The organism is Verrucomicrobia bacterium CG1_02_43_26 (genome assembly GCA_001872735.1).
GTDB lineage: Bacteria > Verrucomicrobiota > Verrucomicrobiia > Opitutales > CG1-02-43-26 > CG1-02-43-26.
Window position 1 is genome coordinate 44,964 of the sequence record MNWT01000019.1, and the last position, 25,459, is coordinate 70,422.

The window sequence follows — 25,459 nt, forward strand, 5'->3', positions numbered from 1 at the left end:
CATAATGCAGGTAATGGGCATCCTCTTAAAACTGAAAGAAAATTTTGGCCAGATTTGGAAAACAGGTGCCTCGGACGCCCGCGTTCTGAAACAAGTTTTCCCCTTTTTCTTTTTAGATGACAGGAAGTTGCGCTTTCGCTACTTGATTTCATTTATATTAGTAATCGCAACGATGCTACTGAATGCCGGTACGCCCTTGGTGTTAAAAGTCGCTGTCGAAAAACTGACCTCGATTGATAATAGTACGGGAGTATCAATCCTTTCCGTATTGTTAGCTTACGGGATAATATGGACGTTGAGCCGGGTAGTGGTGTATTTACGTGAAATGGTATCTGAGCGTGCGATTGCCAGAAGTATGCGGCTATTGAGCATACGGATTTTCGAACATTTGCATGAACTTTCCATGCGGTTCCATTTAGAGAGAAGAACCGGGGGGATTGTCAGTGCCATTGATAAAGCACAAGCGGCGGTGCCAGAAATCATATGGGGCCTATTTTTCACCGTCATACCAACGTTAATAGAAGTATTCATTGCGATGTCGATATTGACGTATTTATACGGTTTTACCTATGGGTGGTTGCTGTTGGTGGTGATCCTGACCTATATACTGTTTAGCCTGTATGGGATGGAGTGGGCGTTGAAGGCGCAGAATGAGTTTAACAAACATCACTTGGCGGCGAGTTCGCGAATCGTTGATAGTTTGTTGAATTTTGAGACGGTAAAATACTTTACGAACCAAGAGCACGAGTATGCTGTCTGCGATAATGTTTTACATAAAAGAGAATTAGCTGAAGCGAGTTACAGTATACGAGCAGAAATGATTCATGCCATACAAGGCCTTATTATAGGTACGGGACTAACGATTTTCACGGTGATGACCGGCCTAGGGGTCATGCGCGGAACGCTTAATATATCTGACTTTGTATTAGTAAACGGATATGTATTACAATTTGTACGCCCGCTAGACTTTTTTGGGTGGATTTTCAGGAATTTGAGAAAGCAACTGACCGACCTAAAACTTGTTATGAAGTTGATGGATGTTGAGCCGGAAATTATCGATAAACCCGGAGCTAAAGAGCTAATAATAGACGAAGCTAAAATTGAGTTTAAGGATGTTTATTTTGGTTATGATAAACGGAGGCCGATTTTAAAAGGCGTAAGCTTTGCGGTGCCAGAAAACCATACCATTGCGATTGTGGGACCGACAGGAGCCGGGAAGTCAACGATATCGAGGTTGCTCTTTCGCTTCTATGATTGTACGGCCGGAAGTGTGCTGGTGGGCGGCGAAGACGTAAGAGACGTGACGCAACAGTCGTTACAAAGGCTTATCGGGATTGTGCCACAAGACACGGTTTTGTTTAATAATACGTTACGCTATAATATTGGCTACGGTAAGCCAAACGCGACTGCAGAAGAAATTGAAAAAGCAGCAGAGCTCGCGCATTTAATACCCTTTATCAACACACTACCGGACGGCTTTGATACGATTGTCGGCGAACGGGGATTGAAGCTTTCCGGCGGGGAAAAGCAACGGGTATCCATTGCGCGCGTTCTTCTGAAACAGCCCAAGATATATATATTTGACGAAGCGACCTCCGCCCTCGATACGAAGACGGAGCAGCTCATTCAAGAGAACATATGGGAAATTGCCCATGGTACGACTACTTTGATTATTGCGCACCGGCTATCCACAATTGTCCACGCTAACGAGATTTTGGTATTGGACGATGGGCTTGTTGCGGAACGCGGTACCCATAATGAGTTGATACAGCAAGGCGGCCTCTATGCAAACCTGTGGGAAAAGCAGATACAAGGGGAAGTGATCGAGGAAGAGCTCGAGAGTTAGTTCCCTGGTTGAATCATTTTCCGAGTCTAAAAAAGCATAAGGATACGACTTGCTTTATTTTGGCTATCTATTATTATTTTTATGAAAATAGTACATGTCTTCAATTGGGACATAAAAAAGTAATAAAATATAACCATGAATAAAATCACATTTAATCAAAAAAAATACGTTCAAAACGGCAATGAGAATAAAAAGGGAAATCAGTTCTGCAATAAAAGCATAGAGAGAGTTGAGAAGCCTGGGATTAAAAAAGAAATTTCACCCAAGAGCAATAATCCATTCACCGATCTTGGCTGCCGCAATATAAATAAGGAAGAACTGGTAACGTTTAGCACAACAACACGCGTGGACGGTGTTGTAGAAAGTTCCGAAACGGTATGTGTAATAGGCAATCGTATTGTAAGCCACGAAAAAGCAGGTGAAGCTGTAAAAAAGAGCCTAGGATTTAAAGTAAAAGATGACGTAACGATTGCTTGGGTCTGCCCTGGGGTAGATAGTAGAGAACTCCCTAAATTGAAATTCAAGTATGTCGTGACTAGAATTGAGGATAATCAAAAGACCATATATCTTTACGAGAAAGACATTAATGAAGTGATAAAAGGAAAAAGGTACGCGTTTGTTGAACATTTTTCCAAGAAGACAAATGACGACAAGAGTGAGGAGACCGTCTTTGATTTCGAAAAGAAATTCAACCTAGAAAAGGGCGTACAATCCGAGGAACAGTTTAAAAAATTACTGGATGATGCTGTTGTAAAAGTTAAAAAGGAAGAAGACGCTCTAAATATCCGTAAAGAGGATCTTAAAAAGGAAGAGTTAGAAAATCTTGTTAATTCAATGATAAATTTGGTTTTAGAGAATTAAGATACCCTGATCCAAAAAATCAATGTCCATTACTTAAAAAGATAGGACTTGCAAGACTCCTATCTTTTCTCTCATACTTGTTGCATTGTTTTATATAAAATGGCTCAAGCACAATCATCTGAATTGGAATTGGATACACAACTCCACGCTGCTATACAGGAAGCCTTTGAGGAGGTTTATAACGGGGGTAAAAAGAGCCCTATTGATAAAATCAAGTTAGCGGATCTAGGAACCACGGTTTATTTAAAACGTGAGGACCTAAATGAAGCGCATTGTTATAAATGGCGGGGAGCGTATAACCGCATTAGAGTACTTTCCGAAAAAGAGCGGATGAAAGGGGTTGTGGCTGCATCTGCCGGTAATCACGCGCAAGGGGTTGCGTTGGCGGCAAAACGTTTCGGCATTCATGCTACTGTATTTATGCCCAAGTTCTCCCCCTATTTAAAACAACACGATGCCAAAGTGATTGGTGGGGAAAACGTAGAGATTATCATGGTTGGCGAGACCTTCCAGGAGGCGATGCAGGAGGCTTTGAAAGCAGCAAAAAAAGACGGTAAGACGTTGATACACGCGTATGATGATTTACAGGTAATGGCGGGCCAGGGAACTATTGGAGAAGAAATCAATGAATACCCGGAAGGCCCTTTTGATGCTATTTTCATACAAATAGGCGGTGGCGGTATAGCTTCTGGAATAGCTTGCGCGGTAAAGCATAAATATCCCGATACCAAAATCATTGGCGTGGAGTGCGCCGGGCAATTGTGTATGAAAGCTGCGTTACAAGAACACAAACCTGTCTTACTGGATTCCGTAGACTCCTTTTGCGATGGTACGGCCATGAGCCGGGCAGGCGAGCTTACCTGGCAAATTTGCAGCAAATACCTGGATGAACACGTAACCGTTACCAATGAAGATGTTTGCCTAGCGATTAAAACACTATGGGAAAACCATCGTTGCATTTTGGAACCCTCCGGTGCGTTAGGATTCGCGGGTTATTTGGATCAATTGGATCATTGGAAAAACAAAAAGGTGCTCTGTATTGCTACAGGCTCAAACGTTGATTTTGATAAATTGGCCTGGATTGCTCGACACGCGAGTGTTTCTAACCATCGATTACACGGTGTGCGTATTGAGCTTAAGGAAGAGCCGAGAAGTCTTTTGCACTTATTGTCTACCGGACTTGATCATTTTGATATACGCAATATACAGTATGGTAAATCGCATAGCGAGCAGGCTACTGTAATCATTGGCTTTGAAGCAAAAGGTTTGGAGTTTGATTCCCTAATGAGTAATTGGGACGAGCATCAACTGAATTGGGAAGAGCTTGTTGCGGATGAAATTGACGAGTATCACAAGATTGCCCTAGATAATGAATTATTGAGTAATCCCGTTTTTGTAACGGTTAAACTCAAAGGCATAAAAGAATCATTTAGTAAGCTTTTGGAAAAGATCCCGGAAGATTGTAATATTTGCTATCTTAATTATAGTTATGATGGCCATGGGGATGCGCACGCAACGTTGGGCATAGAGTTCTCTGATACAAAGCAACGTTCGGAGTTTACGAAACAGAAGTTCCCTAAAGACAAATATTGCCTGGCCTCAAAGCTAGTATCGATAGACTCTCTAAATATTTAACAAGAGTGCTTGAAGCTTCATATCCGTCTCTGCCTTTTCTTTGTAGGGATCGGAGCCTTGTACAATGCCGGCGCCCGCAAATAGCCTAGCTCTATGCTCTTCCATTAAAGCGGAACGAATTGCGACGAGCATTTGCCCGTTGTTTTTATAATCAAACCAACCGATTACGCCGGCGTACAGACCTCGATCAAAGTTTTCGATTTCCTTTATGGAATTACGAGCCACATCTACGGGCGTACCGCCTACTGCGGGGGTAGGGTGTAAAGCAGAAACAAGATCCAGGATATGCTGCCCGTTTATTAAATACGCGGAAATAGAAGTTTTAATGTGCTGGACGTTGCGCAACTTCAGTAAGACCGGTTGCTCACTTTTTTCAGCAGATACATTTATGTTAGCTAAGTTTTGAAGAATAGCATCTACGACTAATTGATGCTCGTGGATATCCTTTTTGCTGTTAAGAAGAGCGATCCCGTATGCTTCATCCTCTACTCCTGTTTTACCACGAGGTGCGGAACCCGCCAATGCGTGTGTCGTAAACTCGTTATCGGAGACGGTAAGTAATTTTTCCGGAGTAGCTGCAATAAAGTTTTTGCCCTGCTCGTTTGAAAAAGAAAGTGTATAGCAGTTGGTAAAGTTCTTACGAAGACGGTTTAATGAAACCAAAGGATTAAAGGGTTTCTTGGGCTTTAAATCGACTGCCCGGGCCAGGACGATCTTGCTATATTTGGCCTTTTCTATATCGATAATCGCGGTGCGAACAGCGTTTTCAAAATAGGCTTCCCCACCGACCTCTTCGGGTTGAAAAACCTCTGCTTGCTCCGGGACGGCAAGAGGAAATGTATCCTGATTCATTGCTGAAAGTTTCTTGTGCGCAGCCCATACCTTTTCTACTAACTGCGGGATATCAGAATCTTTATCCACCACAATGTTCACGACAACGGAACAACTATCAGGCGTCTTAGATGCTTGCCAGAGCGGAACAAAGACGGTTGCGGGGGCAAAGCTATTTTCTTTACGCGATTCTAGATCATCAAAAAACGTAAAAGCTGTGAAAAAATGAGGCCCGGTAAACGCAGCTGTTAAATCCCCAAATGCGATTGTATTTTCGATAATATTTTCCGCAAATGCCTTTACCTTAGCGAAGCGATCTTTACTCGCAAAAGTGGCCGACAACGCGGATTCGGCTCCAATAGTAGCCTTGCCTTCTTCAGGGTGCTCAATGTAGCAATGAAGGGCATTTTTTTCATGAATGGAAGCGAGGACGAGTAGGGGATCAATATGAGGAACTTGCAGGGAAATGCTCACGAGCTGGAAGTTGTTTTTTTGAAGCGCCACGGAGTGACAATACCGCAAAAAGGCTTCCAATGAAGCTTTATCTTTATTGGGAAACAGGGTACTACTTACAACTTCCATCTTTTTTTACTCTAAATCAATTCGGGGGAACAAAATTTCTTTTTCGCCAATGGTCTTACCCGTGAGAACCTCAGACCATTCTAAGTGGTTATCAAATGTTTTAATATCCTGAGTACCTAAAGCCTCTAAGATACGCCGCGAAGTGCGCGGGATAATGGGTTTTAAAATAATAGACGCAAGGCGCAAAGCTTCACCCACAGAAGCCAGAGAAGTCAGAAGCCTTGACTGATCCTCCATGCTTTCTGATTTTGCTAGCTTCCAAGGCGCACGAATTTCTACGTAACGATTTGTTGCGCGAATGAACATGAAAATCTGCTCAATTGCCTTATGGAACTGAAATGTATCAAACAATTCAAGGACTTCCTTCTTGGTACTTTCCCAAAGCGCCTTGAGGGCTTCCTCCGGTTTTTCCTCTAATTGAGCTGCGGGTACTTTGCCTTCGCAGTATCGAGTAGTCATGTTCATGAAACGACTTAAGAGATTACCTAAGTCATTCCCCAAATCGCTGTTATAACGGCTTGTGAACAGAGCTATAGAGAAGTCACTATCCTGGCCCACATTCATTTCCCGAATCAAGAAATAACGAAAAGCGTCTGCCCCAAAAGCCTCAATCAACTCCAAAGGATCAATCACATTGCCAGTACTCTTGGACATTTTGCTTCCGGAAGCTAGCCACCAACCATGTACGATAAAGGACTTCGGCAAAGGAATATCCATTGCTTTCAGGATAATGGGCCAATAAACGGCATGCGGGGGGACGAGAATATCCTTACCGATTACGTGGTAATCCGCGGGCCAATATTTTTCAAATTCGTCTGTACCATAGCCCACTGCCGAAATGTAGTTAATCAAAGCATCAAACCACACATAGGAAACATAATCGTCATCGAAGGGCAGGCTAATACCCCATTGTAAGCGTTCCTTAGGACGAGAAATGCAGAGGTCGTTGATCGGCTCTTTCAGGAATTCGAGAACCTGTTTGGCACGATATTTTGGGAAAATAAAATCTTCATTCTTTTGAATATGGTCGATCAACCAGTCCTGATATTGGCTTAGATTGAAAAAGTAGTTTGATTCGCTGATTTCGGTAACTTCGCCGTAGGACTCTGGCCACTTACCATCTACCTTATCCTTCTCTTGTAAAAACTGTTCTTCCTTGGTGCTGTAGTAGCCCTTGTACTCGGATTTGTAAATTTCACCCTTTGCAAAGAGGTTAAGCAGGATTTTATTAACAACATCCTTGTGCCTACGCTCGGTGGTACGTATATAATCATCGTAAGTAATATCTAAACGCCCGCAAAGCGCCTTATATTCCTCGGCGACACCATCGCAAAGCTCTTGAGGCGTTACCCCTCGTTTTTCCGCGGTTTGCTGCACCTTTTGGCCATGCTCATCCAGACCGGTAACGAAGTAGACATCCTTGCCCTTAAGACGATTATAACGCGCGATCACATCTGTTAAAACCTTTTCGTAGGCATGACCAATGTGAGGGCTTCCATTGGCGTAATCGATAGCTGTAGTGATATAAAAAGACTTCATGCCAAAATATATAGTAAAATAAAATAAGGCCTACCTTTGAAAAAGTAAACCTTAATAATGAAAGATTGTTTGTAAAAGCCTTAAGGGCTCAGCACCAATGTTACTTGGATTTGATTTCGCGGTGTATGGTATGACGCTTGAGATGTTTGTTAAACTTCTTTTTCTCAACGCGCTCCGTCTGTAACTTTTTGTTACGGGAGGTCATATAACGGGAAACAGGTTTTCCTTCTTTCCGGGCTTCTGTGCATTCAATAATAACGTGTTCTCTTGCCATAACTTTTCTAAATTATTGACCTAGTGTATGGGTTTTGTAGCCAGAATCAAGCAAAAATAACGAATAAAAAAATAACTCCTTATTTTCAAGGTGCCCCGCGTATAGATTTCTCGATAATAGGGAGTAATTGGCCACGCCTAAAGAGAGTTACTTGCCCGGTACTAGCGGATACAATAATGGAAATACAATCTGCTGCTAAGGATATGGCGGCGCCGGCAGCATGACGTGTACCCAGACCGCTTGGAAGCTCATGCTGGTAGTCTGGGGCGTGGATCAAACTTCCTGCAGAAAGGAGCACGCCGTCTCCACGGACAATAAAAGCGCCATCGATACTCGAGTATTCCTTAACGGTTTCATCCATGAAAGGGTTAAGAATGTTGCGATCCTCATCACGGTAGCCGTAGAAAGGATTTAGGATAAGAGGTTTGATAAAAGGCTTTAAATCATCCGCATCCCCCAAAACAAATATGCAGCCAACGGGTTTGCCTTCTCTTCCTTCAACAGCGAGCTCGGTAGCAATGGCGAGGACGCGTTCCATGACCTCCGGTTTCACACAACTAGGCAACATATCCGATTGCTTATTAAAAACGGCCTGGAATTCTTCCTTGATGTCTACGACCACAATACTATCAAACCGTTCACTTTTAGCGAGACCCCCGATACAGCAAACACGTTCATCATATTGAAGAATACCCCGTGTTAAACCAATCAATATGGCGCTACGCATTTGAGACAAGCGGTTACCCGAGAAAGATTTTACCTGGATAAAAGAATCAGGAAAACCCTCTTGTGTAGGGGACTCTGAAGCAGACTGCGTTACTAAAATGGTATTAAATTCTTCGGTTGTCTCGGAATCCAGCTCAACACCCTTAGGAAAGACGTCCCCAAAGACCATGAGCGAAGTGCACCTTACCCCTTTGGCGATTTTAATCGATTCACGAAGAACGAGTTGATTAAAGTTATCAGGTTTTGGCTCCAGTTCCTGTTTTCTACCGATCACTCCGCCGAAGCACATCTTTGTTTGATCACGAAAAGATTCGAGCGTCGTGGTAGCTGTCAGTTTATCAACCAGAACGTTATCATGAAAAATTCTACCCAACGCAGCCAAGACGTTGAGATAAGAGTCTTCCTCTTCGGATGCGAGCAGGAGGAAAATCAAACGAATTTCTCGGTACTCCTTGAGCCCCTCGTATTCCAAACCGTCCGCGCATCTTCCCACCGCAAAAATGTAAGAACGCTTTATAGGGAGCTTCAAGTGGGGTAAAAGAATACCGTTACCCAAGCAAGTGGTCATACTGGATTCCCGTTCCAGAAGCATATTTAGCAGGTTTTTACGAGAAAGGGGGCCTTCTTCTTCCAATGGGGATACCGCGAGCAATTCCGACAAAGCGCCCTCAAGGCTACTGCTCTGGATATCTATAATTCTGGAACGGGCTATAAAGCGGTCTAAACGCATTTACATGTATTATTAAAACAGGGGAGGGAGGAATGAGAAAACGCCTAGGATTCCCATTTCAAGGCATTTTTTTTCATTTCGTAAACAAAACCTGCCAAGAGGAGGAGGAAGAAAAAGAGCATCGGCAATAGTATGGGAATAGAAGCTGCCAAAAACTCACGATAGACCATCACCCAAGGGATAATGAAGACGACTTCGATATCGAACAGGATAAACAGCATAGCGATCACATAAAACTTGATCGCGAATTTGGGATGCGCTTGGCTAGGGTTAGGGATACCGCACTCATAAGCTGAATCCTTGAATTTATTATGCAAAGCGCGTTGCCCAAAGACATAACTTGCTCCCAATATGATAATGGCAAACGCTACCGCCAATAAAATTTGAATTAAAACAGGTAAATAAGCCGCCAATGTCATGAAGATTATATTATTGCTTACCTACGCGGAATGGCAAGATTGTTTTTGGTGAAAAGATTAGCTTGGTGAAGTCAATGCTTGCAATAAATAACGGGATAGCAGTGAGGGATCTGTCTTACGAAAAAGCCGGTCATGCTTTAGTAAATATTTCCTCGAGCCCTGGCTCGATTTATGATAAACATTTTCCAGCATCCAGGAAAGAAAATGATAAGTTATAGAGATTATAACACGGAAGATTCGTTTAAAATAACCGAAATTAACGAGAAAAAAACTTACACTTATTTCGGCAAGTATTCCATTACCGTTTCAATAGATTTGTCAGATAATCGCGTAAAATTAACCTATCCGAAAAAGGATGATGGAAAAGAAAAAATTTCTTTTAATGATAAAAGGATCAAAGACTGGGTTATCGATGTATGTGAAAACCATATAGATAGTGAAACTTGTCGATGGATTGGAAAAAAGCACCTGAATGATTGGTATGCATCGAGCGACTGCATGGAAGATTACACTGCGGAGGAATTTCTAAAATACACATTCAGGATACTTAAACCTGATTATAGCGCCCCTTTGGGCAGACTGCTCGTATACTGCTGGTTAGAGAAAACGTTTGAAAACAGGAAGTTTAAACCGATTCTTAAACAGGAGAATCTAGCGACACGCCTCATTATTGAATTACCGCGATTAACGGACAACATCTATGGCAATCTGTCTGGGGAAGATTTTGTACAATTTCCTGTAATCAACTTCAACACAACGTGCAATTTGTTTAATGAACCATTTCCTCATAAGCTCATCCGCCTTTCCATAGGGTATCGCAAGTGTTATAGCTTTTTGGATGCCGTAATAAATAAGGGCGTTGAACGAGGATATTACGATCGTAAATCCCTCTTTAAAAGGAGTGATGTAAAAAATTTTGTACGCTACGCAGCCAAGTGTTTAGCTCCAGATATGTTTATTTGGTTATACAGGAACTGTTGGGACTCTTATGCCATAAATGACAGCGATTGGATGATTACAGCCCTTAATTCCAATCTTAAAGGTGATAAAGAAGATTTTTTCTCATGGGTTTTAATCTGGTTGGACGAGAAAATTATTATTGAAAATTATAATAACAAGAATTTTGTAAAGAATTGGAAAAAAATTTTCCAGGTATATCCTCAGCTTGTTGAATATTTAGAACGGAAACTGTGCAACTATGATCTGGTCCACCATTTAGGCTTAGTGTTGGATATTTCGGAAGCAGAGGGTTTGAGTGAAGGAAGCGAGAGATTAGCATCATCACTTGAAGGCTATATAGAAGAGATTGCTAAAAAATCAGGCAAAAACAGCGAGGATTACCTCGTCACTAAGGCAGTGTTAGTGTTATTTAAAAATAACGGTGCATTTTATGAAGTGCAATTAGGCAATGGTAAAAATATCAGCATGTGTACTTATTTTGAACGTCAAGATGCTGGTGATGCAAGTCACGTGCGGGGCTATCTGTTTATTAAAGACTTAGAAAATGATCGCTATTGGGCTCTTGTTTGCGATGGCGGCCATAGAGGGTTTCAGACAAAGCATTTCTTGGGCATTCTTCCAAAATGGGGAATCATGTTGTGTGAAATGAGCAAAGAGGATTTTAAGAAATTGCCATTAGAGAATAACGGTATACTTGTAAATAAAGATCAAGAAATAGAAAACCTGTTTAATCTAGAATATATTGATCATTTAATAGAAGATCATCAAACCGTAGGTAATTGCAGTGTCTTTAGCATGATGTTGCTATTACAAGCCCTCTTTCCTCTACTAACGCTCCATTACCAGAATGAGTTACTTAACACGAAACGCTGGAAAAAGGAGATTCTTAATAGTGAACGTTTTACCTTATTTAAAGCATTTCACGTCAAACGCTACGAAGGCAGAATTTCTTTGTTCAAAAAATTAACAGAGAAAAAAAATGTTAAATCATTAGATAACGGTGAAAAAAATGAATTAGAAACAGTACTGAAGGCCGCAAAAGAATTTAAGCCGTTCCCCAGCATAAAAGCACAGCTAAATAATCGAAATATGATGAAGCTCGGCAAAGAAGTTCTTGCTTATGAAGTTACCGGTGTAATAGCGGGGTTATTGGCTGCGTTTTCAGATTACGTACGATATGGGGCCGTTTACCTGGATCTTTATGAGTTAAAACGCCTGTTTATCTTATTGCAAAGTTTCATTGTAGTAATTGCGTTAATAAGCTGGCTATTGCGGAAGGATGATTGAGGTGACATGCCTATTTCCGTGAAAACTAAAAGAAATACATGATTACTGGTTGACTTTTACCTATTTTCCTTGAAAATCATTTAGCCTAAAGCAGTAAAGAACAAATTTATCTAAAACTACATGCAGAATTTTGCAGATCAGTGCCTCGACATGGCCCGCTCAATATTGGGTCATAACCTGGAATCAATACAAGAGGATGGTACCGTCCTCCCCGTCGGTGAAGAAAATAGCCGTGTGGATGAACCCGGCCATGCCGCTCTTGCCATTGGTGAATACCATAGAGCTACCGGCGAAACGGAGCTCAATGGCATAGATCTTATTGATCTTTCCGCTCGTTGCATAACGGCACAAGCTTTCACTGATATCGAGAACGAAAATGGGATCGCTTATAGTGCCTTGGGTTTACTCTCTTTTGGTCCCTCTAAGGACAGAAACCTTGTTTGGGAAAGGTTGGTAGAACAAACACACGAACAGCTGGACAAGCTTTTGCTTGAGCGTTCTGATTACACTAACCACGAACAAGCCTTTAATATAGCAAAAGCCGTAACGCGCTTTAGCATGGGTCTTTCTAAAAAGGATGAGACGGGTAAGTTAATCGACCGTTTTATCGAGCGCATTAACAGTAACAGCGCCGGTGGTTTTTGTGATGACCATCCGGAAGGTTTTGGTGGAGCGTTTGATTTGTACGGCATTATGTCCTTTGTATTCATTAGACAAGCGTTACAATTACATTCAAATGTTCATTTGAAAGATCGTAAGCTGCCGAGCTTACGTACCTATGCTGAAAAATATTTGCGTATGTTGCCCGATATTACTCGTAAGGACGGTCTTGGCTGGTGTGTCGGCCGTGGCGTAGGTGCTTATGGACAAATGCACTGCATCAGTATGATTCTCCAAGCGATGCGCGATGAGTGGATCGGTGAGGATAAGAAGGCAATTTATATGGACACGCTTAGGCGCTTGTTCCAATTTTTCTTTGTAACTTATCTGGACCAAGAACACGGCTACCTCGTCATCCGTGATGAGGAGAGGACAACAATTCCTCGCCATACGACTCGTATGGCTAATTTAGATGCGGCAAGATATCTTTGCCAATGGTCACGTTTAGCACGTTCGGTAGGTGGTTCTATGGCTGTTCCGCCAATTCCTTCCAAAACAATTGGTCGATTTGTCATGTTTGACAAGTCACACAAGAAGGAGCAGGGGATGTTTATCTACCAAGATGGCGAAAGTGGTTTGAATCTTCAAATACCGCTTATCAGCTCTGGATCAAATCGTACCTCTGATTCTTTAGCATTTCCTCACTGCCCGGGTGTATTTGATTGGCCGGCAAATAAGTATATGCCTGTCCTCTTGCCTGAGCTTACTTTTGGCGAACATGTCATCATCCCTTCATTTTACGGTAAAAATTGCACAACGGGACTAGGCCTACGTAAGTCTTTCTATTTCCGATATGATCAACCTGAGTTGATTACCAAGGATGAAAAGATCATCCCTGATCTTGGTTCCTGTAAGGTAAATTGGACGTTTTCCGGCAAAAAGATAACAGGCGAATTTACCTTTACGGTAAAGAACCAGGTACAGTTAGACAAAATGCGATACCAGATTGCTTTGGGGCTTCCTCATAGTCAATATAGGAACGCTAGCTCTTTCACCTTGGGGCCTGATAGCCTACGCGCTGAAGTCATCAAGGATGATTTTCATGCTACTTGGGTAGATACAGAAATCGTGAGCGAGGATCCTACTTTCTGCAGTTATTATGGTAAAATCCATTATATACAGACCTTGGTAAGAGAGCATCCGTTGATCATGCGTCCTGGGCAACAATATAACCTAACGATATCGTTTGAGCCGGATGTTATCGCTATAGAAGAGTAGTATTTGTAGTCTAACTACAGGCTAAAGAACTCAACGGCATTACGTGTTGTAGCTTCAGCCAATTCTTCTAGCGAGATTTTAAATAATTTTGCGCAGAATTGTGCTGTGTGCTGTAGATAAGCTGGCTCGTTTGGCTTGCCACGGCAGGGTTCCGGCGAGAGGTAAGGCGCATCCGTTTCCAACATGAGCAAGTCTAAGCCCTGTTGAAGGGCAGCTTGCCTGATATTTTCAGACTTCTTGTATGTGATGATACCTGTAAAGGATGCTCGGCCGCCCCGTTCATTGAGGATTTTCACTTCCTCGGGTCCGTCTGGAAAACAATGAAAAACAACCTGCTTCCAATCTACCGGAGAGGCATCGATCAGATCTACACAATCTTTAAAAGCCTTTCTGGAATGAATAATTACGGGTAGGTTATACTTGCTAGCAAGTTCAAGCTGTAGGCGAAAGGATTGCTTTTGATGAGTAATGGTTTGTTTGATCTGTTCCTGATCTTGAGGCAGGTGAAAGTAGTCCAGCCCAATTTCCCCAATCGCAACCGGGCGAGGAGAAGATTCAACATAATGCGCAATCTGTTCGATGGCATCAACATAGTTTTCTTTTACGTAGCAGGGGTGCAGGCCAATGGAATAGTAAATTTTATCAGGATATTCACTCGCCAACTTTTGGTAAACCGGCCAGTCCTCGGGATCTGTTCCTACAGCGATCATGCGTTTTACGCTTGTGAAGTCTGCTTGGGTAAGGACGGTCGACAATGTACCCTTCGTCACAAAAGGCTCTAGATGGCAATGCGTATCAATCAACTCACTCATACCTTACATTGTAATGTTTTAATTAACTTGGCAAAACATATAAAATGCTGAAAATGGAGGCAATGAAAGTATTAGTTGTTGGTGGGGCAGGCTACATAGGAAGCCATTGCGTAAGGCAGTTAGAAAAGCACGGCCACGAACCTATTGTGGTAGACAATCTTGTTTACGGGCACAAGCAATCGCTCGCAAAACATATCCCATTTTATGAGACCGACATCTCGGATGAAATGTATATCCGAAAGATTCTCAAAGAGGAAAAAATTGAAATGGTGATGCACTTTGCGGCCTACGCCTATGTGGGAGAATCCGTAACAGACCCGATGAAATACTATTCTAATAATGTAGTTGGTACCTTTAAACTGCTGCAAGCTATGTTGGCCACCGATGTTAAAAAAATGGTATTTTCATCTACCTGCGCGACGTATGGTGTTCCCCATAAATTACCGATCACAGAAGACGAACCGCAAAAGCCAATCAACCCCTATGGCCAAACGAAGCTCGATGTCGAAAATATATTAAAAGCCTTGGCACAAGCAGAAGGCCTTAGTTTTGCCGCACTACGTTATTTTAATGCTGCCGGTGCCGCAGAAGATGGAAGTATCGGGGAAGACCATAAACCGGAATCTCATTTAATCCCATTAGCGATTCAAACCGCTCTTGGCCAGCGGCCTTTGTTAAACGTCTACGGGACAGATTACGATACCCCGGACGGTACTTGCCTGCGTGACTACATACATGTTGATGATCTCTCAAGAGCTCATATAGCAACTTTTGATAAACTACAAGAACCAGGCACCGCGCTTTGTTATAACCTGGGCACAGGACAGCCGACATCGGTAAAAGAGATTATAGACGCGGTTGAATCTGTATCCGGCAAAAAAGTACCCACACAAGAAGTCGAACGCCGCGCGGGAGACCCACCTGTATTGTACGCGGACGCTTCGAAAGCCGAAAAGGAACTGAATTGGGTTGTAAAATTCAACGATATTGGGAAAATTATAGAAACAGCATGGCGCTGGCACAAAAACAACCCCAAAGGCTACTCCGACAAGTGAGGACTAAAAACGCATGCAAAATTTCTGGTCTATAAAGGTATTTAAACTATTCGGCATACAGGTAGAACTACACTTTACCTTCATTTTATTGCTTTTGCTTTTTGCATGGGTTGGATTCTCAAACGATGGGCTACTGGGATCATTGCTGTATATAGAGATGATTTTACTGTTATTCTCATGCGTCTTGTTACACGAATTCGGGCATTGCTTTGTTGCTAAACATTATAAAATAATTGTGCCTCGCATAATACTTCTTCCCATTGGAGGAATGGCTCAATTCCAACGCATCCCGCGCGCACCCAAAAAGGAATTATTTATCACCCTTGCCGGACCACTTGTTAATATCGTTATTTTTGCAATCATTTACTTTTTCGTGGGATGGCCAAGTAAAGAATCTTTCGCCTCAAGCAACCTTGTTTCGTTCAAAGGAACTATGTATTTCTTAATGATCATAAACCTCCTTATGGGTACTTTTAACCTTTTGCCCGTCTTTCCTATGGACGGAGGCCGCATTTTGAGAGCCCTCATGGCGCTTAAGATGCCTTACCTCAAAGCTACCTACATAGCCGTTGTCGTTGGTAAAATATTGGCGTTAGTTGGCATTTTTATAGCCATTTTCTCATTATTCAACTGGTTACTCGCCGCGCTGTTTGCGTTTATCTATTTAGGAGCAGATGCTGAGTACGCCTACGTCAAGGCAGATGAGGCTCAGCGAAAAAAATTGCAAAACCTGGGTCGCCCGATGGAAGATGATGAAATTTGAAAATGAAAGGGGCTGAAAATGAAGTTAAATAAGTTGTATAGTGCATTACTTTAAGTGAAGGGGTATTTATGGCAACTTATTCCCGTCAAGATACACAGAAACAAATAAAAGACTGCCTGAGCCTATTAAAAATGGTTTTAGGGCCAGATCTTTTGGGAGTTTATCTCTACGGATCATCGATTAATGGTGGATTACAAAAGTATAGTGATCTTGACCTGTTGATTGTTTCTGAACGTGCAACAACGTATGAGGAGAAAACCAAATTAGTAACTAATCTTCTGCAAATTTCAGGTATCTACATGAAAAGTTCAAGATTGCCGATTGAGATGACAATTGTTGTGAAATCATCGGTTAATCCTTGGCGCTATCCTCCTTGTTTTGATTTTCAATATGGTGATTGGCTTCTTAAAGAATTTGAGGGCGGCAATATTGAGCCTTGGCCTACCAAAGAAATGCCAGATCTTGCCTTGCTTATCACACAAGTTTTATTAGCGAGTAAAACATTATGCGGATTAGATCCAGATCAATTGCTATGTAATGTGCCACATCGAGATTTTATGATGGCGCTGGTACATGAGTTGAAAGGTCTCATGGATAATCTTGATCATGATACCAGAAACGCCCTATTAACGTATGCTCGAATTTGGAATACTGTAGAAACGAATACTATTCAATCTAAACCTGCAGCTGCAGATTGGGTAATGAACCTGTTGCCGGATGTGTATCAGCCTGTTATGAAGCGTGCCAAAAGGATTTGCATCGGAGAAGAAAATGAATATTGGGATGATATCAATGCATTAATTAAACCTTGCGCTGATTTTATGATAAATAAAATTAACGAACAAATTTCTCTAACAAAAGATTTTGATTCTCAAAAGAGTTTAATAAAAATAGCTAAGTAATAAGTGCCATGAAAATCGATTACTGCACTGTTCGGTGGATGATGATTAGGCTAATTGATGCTGTTTGCAAAACTGGATCATATCCTCTGCTAGAGGCGCAGAGAAAGTCTCCTTAAAACTTTCGGCCTCAAATAACATTTCAGCCGAATGAAGAGCTTGGCGTTTCAGGGGAAGCTGATTTTCAAGGCGAGGCGTCCAGCCCTTTTCAATGAATTCTAAATAAAGGGTTTCGTCAGGTCCGTAAAGTTTGTCACCAATTACGTAATGTCCTAACCATAAAGCGTGGGTGCGAATCTGGTGTTTACGACCTGTTGTGGGTATGACTTTGGCGAATGTGTAGTCGTTGTTTGAAGAAATGGGCTCAAAACGAGTTTTGGCAGATTGGGCAGTTGGGTCTTCTCGCACAATTTGCTTCACGTAAACAGGACTGTTTATGTCTTTTGCTAGGGGTTGGTCTACATCAACAGGTGCTTCGAGTTTACCTTTTAGAATGGTGTAATATAGTTTATGAACCTTGCGATGCTCGACGGCTGATTGCAGGATGCTCGCCATTTCCTTGTGTTTGGCGAGGATAACAAGCCCACTGGTTTCTCGGTCTAAGCGGCTAACGAGATGAAGCCTTTCCAGCCCGACATATTCCCGGCAAGCACCTACCAGGCTAGACCAAGGGCCATTTTTTGAAGGATGGCAAACCACCCAGCCAGGCTTGTTAATGACTAAAAGATCATCATCATTGCGAATGATCCAAGAGGCTAACAGCTCAGGTGTAATCAAAGGAGCATCCTCACCCCATTTATCAAAATTTTGCATTTATAAGACCTTGTCCCAAACTTTTCTGATCGGGAAAAATAAACGCTTTTTAGCAGGGTAAGTAAATACACGATCAAAAAAGGAGGCTACACGCTCTGCGGATAAATACTCATTGGGTTCGTTATTATAAAAATAGGGCTCCTTAGCATATTCTAAATAAAGGTCATCATGCCGGTCGACATCTAGTATATGGGCGATAGCAGCATCCGTGTTGGCGAATTTTTGTACGTTTATAAAACTCTTAGGATTAAATTCATCATTGATTGCGAGGTTTCCCCAATAAATAGGGATACTTCTGGCTTGCATGGCGTGGAGAATTTTTTCTGTCGTGTAGCCCACTCTGGATTTATTTTCCATGGCTATTGTAAACTTATAGTCTTTGCAAAAAGCTACTTTATCCTCTACTAACTTATCCATGTTATTCAAGATCTTTCCGCCACAGTCTACATGCTTTTTTTGTAGGAGTTCTTTCAAAAAAGTTACTCTAAACTGGGCGCGCCTAGAACTGTTTGAAAACACAAAGTTACAGAATTTTTTCTTTTCGGCTAAAATTTTCTCCGGCTTTTCGTTTTTGATGAGATCGGAACCGTCTGTAAAATAAAAATAGTAGGGGAGGCGTAAGTGCCGAGGATCATCTAAATATGAAAAGGTCATGGCATAATCGCAGAGAGCAAAATTTGGTTCCTCGTACTCATTTTCAAAGACGATACGCGTGCAATTATAATCCAGGTAGCGCTTATTATTGCTCCCTAAATAAATAATAAAATCCGGCGAATTTGAGATCTCTATATTAAAAAACTTATTAAGGATCTGATAAAAGCGATTTTCCTCCAAGGGGCATTTTTCGAAACCGCCATCAAAATTGACGAAATTTAATTTAATTTTATGATTCATCAGATCAAGATTGTTTTGCGTATAGTTCTTCGTAAAGGCCTTTCCCTTCGCATAGTAAGTCATGCGTGCCTTCTTCTATAATCTCACCACTTTTAAAGACAAAGATGCGGTCAGCGTGCTTGATCGTGCTAAATCGATGGGCAATAATGATAACGGTTTTCCCTTTAAAGAGTTCCTCTAAAGCCTGTTGGATGAGTTGCTCGCTGTTGGCATCCAAGGCAGATGTCGCTTCATCGAGTATCAATATTGGAGCATCCTTCAAAAAGGCACGCGCGAGAGCAATGCGTTGTTTCTGGCCTCCGGAAAGCATCGAGCCGTTTTCGCCTACCAGGGTATCATAACCATTCTCTAGCTCTAGGATGAAATGGTGCGCAAAGGCTCGTTTAGCCGCAGTCATCAATTCCTCATGAGAGGCGCTTGGTTTACCTACCAGAATGTTGTTATAAATCGTATCGTTAAATAAAACAGGATCTTGAGAAACCAAGGCGATATTTTGCCTTAAGTCTTTTAACCGCATGTCTTTTATATTTATACCATCAATTGTAATGGAGCCATTTCCTTCCGCTAAATCGTAAAAGCGGGGAATGAGATGGGCAAAAGTCGTCTTACCCGCGCCACTGGGGCCGACAAGGGCATAGGTCTTTTTAGCCGTTAAATGCACTGTAACGTCTCGCAACACAGGTGCCATCTCATAGGCAAAAGAGACATTCTTAAATTGAATATTGCCCTCCAGTTTGCCCACAGGGTGGGGGACGGCAGGGTCATGAATCGTAATCGGTTCTTCTAAAATATTTTCTAGACGCTCCAAGCTGGCTAGACCTTGCTGCATCTCGCTATTTAACCGACCAAGTTTCTTGATGGGTTCATAGCTTAAATATAAAGCGCCCACAATGGATATAAAAACATCCGGCTCGATCTTGCTTTTGTAGGAATACCAAAAGGCCATGGCTACTCCAAAGGAAGCGATCACTTCAATGGAGGGAGATAAAATTGAAGTGTACTTTACAACTTTAAGAAAGCGTTCTCTTAATACATGGCATACGGCTTCGTAACGGCTGAGCTCGTATTCCTCTAAACAAAAGGATCTTATTTCTTTTACCGCACTTAGGTTTTGAGCCAGTCGGTGAGTCAACTCACTTGTCTGTTCTTGCATGGCTCGCGCTTTATTGCGCATTTTTATTCCTATGTAACGGATCGGTACAATGCAAAGGGGAATCGCTAATATAAAAATAATCAAAAAGACGACATCAGACTGTTGAAAACACATGTATACGATATAGCTGACCGCTCCCAACAGTGTAATGGGTTGCTTTAGGATCTCTTGTGAGGCGTTAATAATCGTCTGTTGCAGGATGGTTGTATCATTAGAAACACGTGATATCAAATCTCCCGGCTGTCTTTTATGGAAAAACGCAATCGGTAAATTTTGTATCTTTGCGAATACCTTTATCCTCAACTGCTGTAGGATGTATTGCCCGCAATACGATAAATAATAGCTGTTTAAGAAATTCCCACCGGCTCTGAAAGCGCTGACGATAACCGGCAGGGTGCAAATCAAAGTCAACGTCATTACGCTGATCGCTTCGTTGCTAAATATTTTTGGGTAAAGGTAACGAATCAAAACCGGTATGCCTAAGCCGGTAGACGCGCCATAAAAAATGCCAGCTAAAATGGCCAATATAAACGCCATTTTCACATCTTTGAGATAAACTAAGTAAGGAAATAATTTTTTCATTCTATGGAAGCAAGCTTTTCTAAAAGTGATAAAGTGGAATGAAACACACGTTCGCATGTTACATAATGGATCGGCATTCCACCACTTAGAGGGCAGTGATAGGGCTGCAAAATTATTTTCGGTGCATTAAAAACGGGACCTGTCCGCAGGGGATTAGTCGGGCCAAAAATCGCTATCACAGGTACACCTAAAGCGTTTGCTATATGCATTCCGCCAGTATCGTTACACACAACTACTTCGCAGGCTTGCATATACTTGGCAAACTGGAGCATGTTAGTCTCGCCTGCCAAGTCCTTTACGTTATGGGTGGGAAAACCGGTTGCTACATCTTTTGTGATGATAGCGTCTCGTATCGTTCCAAAAAGAAATATTCGGACACTTGGGTTATGCTCGATTAATTTGTGTATTAAGGAACGCCAATACTCTACTGGCCAACGCTTTGAGGGATTGTTTTCCGTTCCACAGATGAGGCCTATATTCTCTCTTCCGCTATCCAAGGGTATTATATCAGGGATGTCTTCCAAGGATAGTTGCAGTGGGGATAATTCTAACTTTTCATCAAAACCAAAGTAATCAAAGCACTGCCGCCACACATCTGTCTGGTGCTCCATTGTTTCGTCTAACCCCTTGGGTATTTTCCAGGTATGGGTTAATAAAGGTCTGAGCTTTTTAGCACGCAGCATCCCGAAACGTTGAGGGCAACGCGTTAAAAAGGCTTCCATATCGCCGCGAAAGGAATTTGTAAATAAGAAGTAGGTATCAGGATATTGATTCCTTAACTGCCAGAAGGAGCGCCAGTAATTATTCTTATTTGGTAAAGAAATATAGTTTTCAGCAATCCCAAGCCGCTTTAGGAAAGGCATAAAGGCATCTTTTGCTATAAGGGTTATTTCTGCGTCCGGCCTGCTCTTGCGCACCGCTCTTATTAACGGAATTGCCATGAGCACGTCACCTAACCAATTTGGCATCCGGAACCAAAAGCGTGTGGTTCGGGGGAGTTCTGTTTGGTTATAAAAGGCCTTTGTCTCCTCCAGCGCATTGCGTTTTATCTTTATCCCAAAGCGCTTACTCCACTCATTTTGTGTTCCCCAGCGATTATGTAGCCATAGCCAATCTCCACAATTTACTTCAGAGCTTCTCAATTTCTCCTCTAACCACTTGCCGGCCGCAAAAACAACGTTGTGAGACTCACTGGAATCACAGTCAATTTTCTCAATATCAATCTCTGCCTGCCAAAAGCCTTTTCTATTGGTATAAGCTGCGTAAACATCAGCATTGAATTTTTTAGCCAATAGCCCTGGCAGCTCTGTTGAAGATGCTAACCGGCCCATAAAAGTTGTCAATATACCTTGATAGCCGGCATTTTGATCAAATAATACTGCCACAGCACCACCGCTACGCAGGATCTCTATGGCTTCCGAAAACCCTTCTTTTCGGGACAACATCTTAACGCCGAATTTCGAGCGCGTCTCTCGAACCCATTGTTCTATTGCCGCATTTTTCAAGGGGCGATAAATAGTACCCGTCTCTGGTATGGCAGCATCGGTCAAACAGGGGATCATCGATATAGCATCTGCGTGTGTAAAGTGGGGGATAACCACAACAATCGGTTTTTTACGCTCTGCTATATCCCTGAATGTAGTATAGAAACGATCTGCGAGGCTAAAGCTCTCTCGCATTCTTTTCTTACTGAAGTAGGGGGACGCGAGCAAAAACATCCCAAGCTCTACAACAGATTGGCAGCTTCTTCTAGCTATTTTACGCCGCCAAGAGCTTTTCTTTTCCGGGAACGCGTGATGCAAGTTAGATAGAACCAAGCGTTTACGGCTACCTGGAATAGTATAGAGCAACCACCCGATTATTCCCGCTAATGCATGCGCTACAAATCGAGGCAAGTAGGCCAGTAAACTACCAAGAAATACTATTATATACTTCACCACTATCAATTTTAGTTGAAAGGAGTATAAAAGGGAACTATCTTTTTTGGAAGCATTATTGTCGTTAAATGATACGCGTTTTAGTCATCAAACCATCATCTCTTGGAGATATTATCCACGGGCTACAGGTTATCCAAAGCCTGAGAAACCAGTTAGGAAATGATGCACATGTCACGTGGGTCGCTCGAGATTGTTTTGCTGATTTTGTTGACGCCTGCGATACGGTAGACAAAACGCTCGTTTTCGAACGCAAGGGTGGTTTATTCGCCTTTATTTCTCTTATAAAACAAATTCGAAAAAACCCCTTCGATTACGTGCTCGACCTGCAAGGCTTGGCGCGTAGCGGTTTACTAACCTTTTTTGCTAAAGGAAAACGTAAGCTTGTGCGCTCCGACGCGCGTGAATTTGCTCGTTTTGCATCGACTGAACGAGTTCTATTGCCGACTCAACAGCCAGCCCATGCGGTTGATATTCTTTTAGGCTTCCTGCAAAAACTGGATCTCAAGCCCGAGCTCTCTGCCTCCCTTTCTTTTTCTAAACTAGATTTACCCAAACCACATCAGCCGGATTTAGAGATTAAAAACCCCATCCTCATCTTTCCAGATAGCCGCCGCGCAGAAAAGGAATGGCCTTATTTCTCTGAATTAACGAGACTCTTGCTGGAAAACTGCCCCAATCAACACATTATCTGGCTAGGACAAAAAAAAATCCCTGCCGATCCAAACTGGCCCAAACCCCATTTTCTTAACTGGATCGGTAAAACAGATCTCCTTGATATCATCCCCCTGATTAACCAATCGGCCTTAGTGATCTGTAATGATAGCGGCCCAATGCACCTCGCTGCTGCTATGGGAAAAACTGTTTTGACCCTCTTTGGCCCAACTTCGCCCAAACAATACGGCCCCTATCCCTTGAATAACCCGAATCACCACATACTGACCGCAGAAAATGGTAACCTGGCCCGCCTAGGGCCCGATACGGTATTCGAAAAGGTTGCAGAAATCATTAAGTGTTGCCCCTAATTATCCCAAAAATCAGGAATTTTCCCTTCTTTACGCAAGTCATCCAGAACATCTCCAGGTGGCTTTTTATAGGTAATTTTTCCATCTTTCACGATTTTATTCTGTTTTAATGCTATTCGCTCTATTCGCCTTATCTTACGTTGCTTTTCAGAAGTCTCCATTCGATTCCGATGAAGCCCTATTGCTTGGGTCTGCATATTCTCATCCGACAAGTCTTCCATCGGAATCATCTGTTTTCTTTCTTTGCGGATATAATTGGCTAATTTGGGCTCATTTTTGCAAACCTTCTCCCACGGCGTCATTTTTTTATCAAACTCCTCTTTAGAAATAATTTTAATTTCTTTTTCGATTTTGAATTCAAATAATTTTTTGCCTTCGTTAAGCTCTTTAAAATCTAACGATTTCTTTTTTCCTCCCTTTTTATGCTGAATGTCTCTTTTATCCTTAAGTGCATTCTCTTTATTAACAATTATTTGAGAATTAAATGTCTGTTGATTTAAGGGGTTAATGTCCTTTGGGATCTTGTTCATAACGGGAATAAGATAATCTCTAAAATCAAGCAAATCAAGTATGAATCTGTTACGCGGCTCATTTCATGGTTTAGATATAAGATAATCTAACAAACGTTACTTTCTTGTCTTACACCAAATTTATAACAATAAACCTCTGTAAATCCTCATCAGCCGGATCAATTTTTCATTCTTTTCAACACACGCTGAACCGCCACTTTGAAATCGGTAAACCAGCCCTGTATCCCAGAAATAAAACCTATAGAGCAAACGAATCTTCCAATTATCCAGGAAGTAACGCAAGAGAGCATAAAAAATCATCTCCAAAAGACGGCCGAGACACTAGAGGATTTTTTAGTTAACGGTAATTTTTAAAGTACTTAAAACTGCTTTTTTAGAAGAACCCCTTTTTTGATCAAGAAAGAGGTTCTTGCATTTTGGGTTCTCCCATATCGACAGTATTGTACTATACTGTGGCCGCTTCGTTTTTGCATTTAGATTGAGATTTGCTTAAAATTTCTTTTTTATAGGCTTACATGGAATTAACGCTCGTCATCATGGCCGCCGGTGTTGGAAGTCGTTACGGTGGTTTAAAACAATTAGATGCCATCGGCTCTTGCGGCGAAACGATCCTCGAATACTCGCTCTATGATGCCTACAAGGCTGGTTTTAACCATGTTGTATTTGTTATTCGTAAGGAAACGGAAGACCTTTTTAAAACAAAAGTGCTCCCTAGGCTCCCTAAAGCACTTACGGTTCAATTTGCGCATCAAGAGCTTCATTCTTGTATGCCAGAGGGGCTTAGCGTCCCTGTTGATCGTACTAAACCATGGGGGACAGGCCACGCACTTTTGGTAGCAAAGGATAAGGTGCAAGGCTCCTTTGCTGTTATTAATGCTGACGACTATTACGGCCCTCAAGCTTTCCAACTATTGGCAACGTTTCTCAAGGCCAACCACACCGATTATGCCATGGTTGGTTACCCGCTAAAAAATACGCTTTCAAAAAATGGTTACGTCTCCCGTGGCCTTTGCCAGATATCAGAAGAGAGTAATCTCTTGTCTGTAAAAGAGCTCACGCACATAGAATCCATTGCAACAGGCGCGATTCTTTATACGGATGAAAATAAAAAAAAGCACCCCCTCACGGGCAACGAATTGGTCTCTATGAACTGTTGGGGCTTTCAAAGCAAAGTATTCCAGGCTCTTCAAGAAGGCTTCACTCATTTTCTGAAAACAGCAGAGCATCCCGAAAAAGACGAATTTTACCTACCATTTCTCGTAGACCAGCTTATACAGAAGGGCCAAGCCTCGGTATCCGTTCTCAAAAGCACAGATCCTTGGTATGGGGTGACTTACCCCGAAGATAAGCATTGGGTATGCTCAGAAATCAAAAAGCTCTCTCAGTCCAACCTGTACCCACAGCCACTTTGGCCCTAGGCAGTTAGATTCC

21 protein-coding genes are annotated in these 25,459 nt (G+C 42.1%); 10 read left to right on the forward strand and 11 right to left on the reverse strand.

All coding sequences use genetic code 11. The features are described from left to right. Window positions 1-13 precede the first annotated feature (13 nt). The 3 genes from AUJ82_07035 to AUJ82_07045 all read left to right on the forward strand — a co-directional run bounded on the left by AUJ82_07035 (window position 14) and on the right by AUJ82_07045 (window position 4,342). A complete protein-coding gene (locus tag AUJ82_07035; GenBank protein OIO59062.1) occupies window positions 14-1,846 on the forward strand; it encodes a hypothetical protein in 1,833 nt (610 codons plus the stop codon). A gap of 135 nt (window positions 1,847-1,981) precedes the next feature. Next, window positions 1,982-2,707 (forward strand): hypothetical protein, encoded by a 726-nt coding sequence (locus AUJ82_07040; protein ID OIO59015.1) that lies wholly within the window; start codon window positions 1,982-1,984, stop codon window positions 2,705-2,707. A 99-nt stretch (window positions 2,708-2,806) separates the two neighbouring features. After that, window positions 2,807-4,342 (forward strand): hypothetical protein, encoded by a 1,536-nt coding sequence (locus tag AUJ82_07045; GenBank protein OIO59016.1) that lies wholly within the window; start codon window positions 2,807-2,809, stop codon window positions 4,340-4,342. Here the strand turns inward: AUJ82_07045 and AUJ82_07050 are convergent. The 5 genes from AUJ82_07050 to AUJ82_07070 form a co-directional block, all read right to left on the reverse strand. Then, on the reverse strand, window positions 4,331-5,755 hold the full coding sequence (locus AUJ82_07050; GenBank protein OIO59017.1) for a hypothetical protein: 1,425 nt from the start codon (window positions 5,753-5,755) through the stop codon (window positions 4,331-4,333). The two genes, AUJ82_07045 and AUJ82_07050, sit on opposite strands and share 12 nt — an antisense overlap. Window positions 5,756-5,761: 6 nt before the next feature. Further along, window positions 5,762-7,294, reverse strand: coding sequence for a methionine--tRNA ligase (locus AUJ82_07055; GenBank protein ID OIO59018.1), 1,533 nt, complete (start codon window positions 7,292-7,294; stop codon window positions 5,762-5,764). A 100-nt stretch (window positions 7,295-7,394) separates the two neighbouring features. Then, the gene (locus AUJ82_07060) at window positions 7,395-7,568 is read right to left on the reverse strand and encodes a 50S ribosomal protein L33 (GenBank protein ID OIO59019.1); all 174 of its coding nucleotides are present in this window, start codon (window positions 7,566-7,568) and stop codon (window positions 7,395-7,397) included. A gap of 85 nt (window positions 7,569-7,653) precedes the next feature. Beyond that, the gene (locus tag AUJ82_07065; GenBank protein OIO59020.1) at window positions 7,654-9,024 is read right to left on the reverse strand and encodes a hypothetical protein; all 1,371 of its coding nucleotides are present in this window, start codon (window positions 9,022-9,024) and stop codon (window positions 7,654-7,656) included. Between the two features lie 44 nt (window positions 9,025-9,068). After that, window positions 9,069-9,443, reverse strand: coding sequence for an NADH-quinone oxidoreductase subunit I (locus AUJ82_07070; GenBank protein ID OIO59021.1), 375 nt, complete (start codon window positions 9,441-9,443; stop codon window positions 9,069-9,071). 171 nt (window positions 9,444-9,614) lie between these two features. Here AUJ82_07070 and AUJ82_07075 point away from each other — a divergent pair, with 171 nt between their 5' ends. Together AUJ82_07075 and AUJ82_07080 are read left to right on the forward strand one after the other, a co-directional pair. Next, window positions 9,615-11,690 (forward strand): hypothetical protein, encoded by a 2,076-nt coding sequence (locus AUJ82_07075; GenBank protein OIO59022.1) that lies wholly within the window; start codon window positions 9,615-9,617, stop codon window positions 11,688-11,690. Window positions 11,691-11,840: 150 nt separating this feature from the next. Beyond that, window positions 11,841-13,568, forward strand: a complete 1,728-nt coding sequence (locus AUJ82_07080) for a hypothetical protein (protein ID OIO59063.1) — start codon at window positions 11,841-11,843, stop codon at window positions 13,566-13,568. 14 nt (window positions 13,569-13,582) lie between these two features. On the opposite strand, the gene AUJ82_07085 is transcribed toward AUJ82_07080, so the two are convergent. Beyond that, window positions 13,583-14,380: a hydrolase TatD gene (locus AUJ82_07085; GenBank protein ID OIO59023.1), complete on the reverse strand. Its 798-nt coding sequence runs from the start codon at window positions 14,378-14,380 to the stop codon at window positions 13,583-13,585. A gap of 62 nt (window positions 14,381-14,442) precedes the next feature. Between AUJ82_07085 and AUJ82_07090 the strand changes: the two genes are divergently transcribed. From AUJ82_07090 to AUJ82_07100, 3 genes are all read left to right on the forward strand, one after another. Beyond that, complete coding sequence (locus AUJ82_07090; protein ID OIO59064.1) at window positions 14,443-15,435, forward strand: UDP-glucose 4-epimerase GalE; 993 nt, start codon at window positions 14,443-14,445, stop codon at window positions 15,433-15,435. 13 nt (window positions 15,436-15,448) lie between these two features. Next, a complete protein-coding gene (locus AUJ82_07095) occupies window positions 15,449-16,198 on the forward strand; it encodes a hypothetical protein (GenBank protein ID OIO59024.1) in 750 nt (249 codons plus the stop codon). A gap of 68 nt (window positions 16,199-16,266) precedes the next feature. After that, the gene (locus tag AUJ82_07100) at window positions 16,267-17,100 is read left to right on the forward strand and encodes an adenylyltransferase (protein OIO59025.1); all 834 of its coding nucleotides are present in this window, start codon (window positions 16,267-16,269) and stop codon (window positions 17,098-17,100) included. Window positions 17,101-17,145: 45 nt separating this feature from the next. On the opposite strand, the gene AUJ82_07105 is transcribed toward AUJ82_07100, so the two are convergent. From AUJ82_07105 to AUJ82_07120, 4 genes are read right to left on the reverse strand one after another with little or no spacing between them, the layout of a single operon-like run. After that, window positions 17,146-17,871 carry a hypothetical protein gene (locus AUJ82_07105; GenBank protein ID OIO59065.1) on the reverse strand — a complete coding sequence of 242 codons (726 nt, stop codon included), beginning with the start codon at window positions 17,869-17,871 and terminating at the stop codon, window positions 17,146-17,148. A gap of 39 nt (window positions 17,872-17,910) precedes the next feature. Continuing rightward, a complete protein-coding gene (locus AUJ82_07110; protein ID OIO59026.1) occupies window positions 17,911-18,804 on the reverse strand; it encodes a hypothetical protein in 894 nt (297 codons plus the stop codon). A 4-nt stretch (window positions 18,805-18,808) separates the two neighbouring features. Continuing rightward, complete coding sequence (locus AUJ82_07115) at window positions 18,809-20,539, reverse strand: hypothetical protein (protein ID OIO59027.1); 1,731 nt, start codon at window positions 20,537-20,539, stop codon at window positions 18,809-18,811. Beyond that, entirely contained in the window at window positions 20,536-22,257 is a 1,722-nt protein-coding gene (locus AUJ82_07120; protein OIO59028.1) for a hypothetical protein, read from the reverse strand. The genes AUJ82_07115 and AUJ82_07120 overlap by 4 nt, the downstream gene beginning before the upstream one ends. A 287-nt stretch (window positions 22,258-22,544) precedes the next feature. Between AUJ82_07120 and AUJ82_07125 the strand changes: the two genes are divergently transcribed. Next, window positions 22,545-23,498: a hypothetical protein gene (locus AUJ82_07125; protein ID OIO59029.1), complete on the forward strand. Its 954-nt coding sequence runs from the start codon at window positions 22,545-22,547 to the stop codon at window positions 23,496-23,498. On the opposite strand, the gene AUJ82_07130 is transcribed toward AUJ82_07125, so the two are convergent. Further along, on the reverse strand, window positions 23,495-24,028 hold the full coding sequence (locus AUJ82_07130; GenBank protein ID OIO59030.1) for a hypothetical protein: 534 nt from the start codon (window positions 24,026-24,028) through the stop codon (window positions 23,495-23,497). The two genes, AUJ82_07125 and AUJ82_07130, sit on opposite strands and share 4 nt — an antisense overlap. A gap of 515 nt (window positions 24,029-24,543) precedes the next feature. On the opposite strand from AUJ82_07130, the gene AUJ82_07135 reads away from it, so the two are divergent. Then, window positions 24,544-25,446, forward strand: coding sequence for a hypothetical protein (locus AUJ82_07135; GenBank protein ID OIO59031.1), 903 nt, complete (start codon window positions 24,544-24,546; stop codon window positions 25,444-25,446). Window positions 25,447-25,459: the final 13 nt, after the last annotated feature.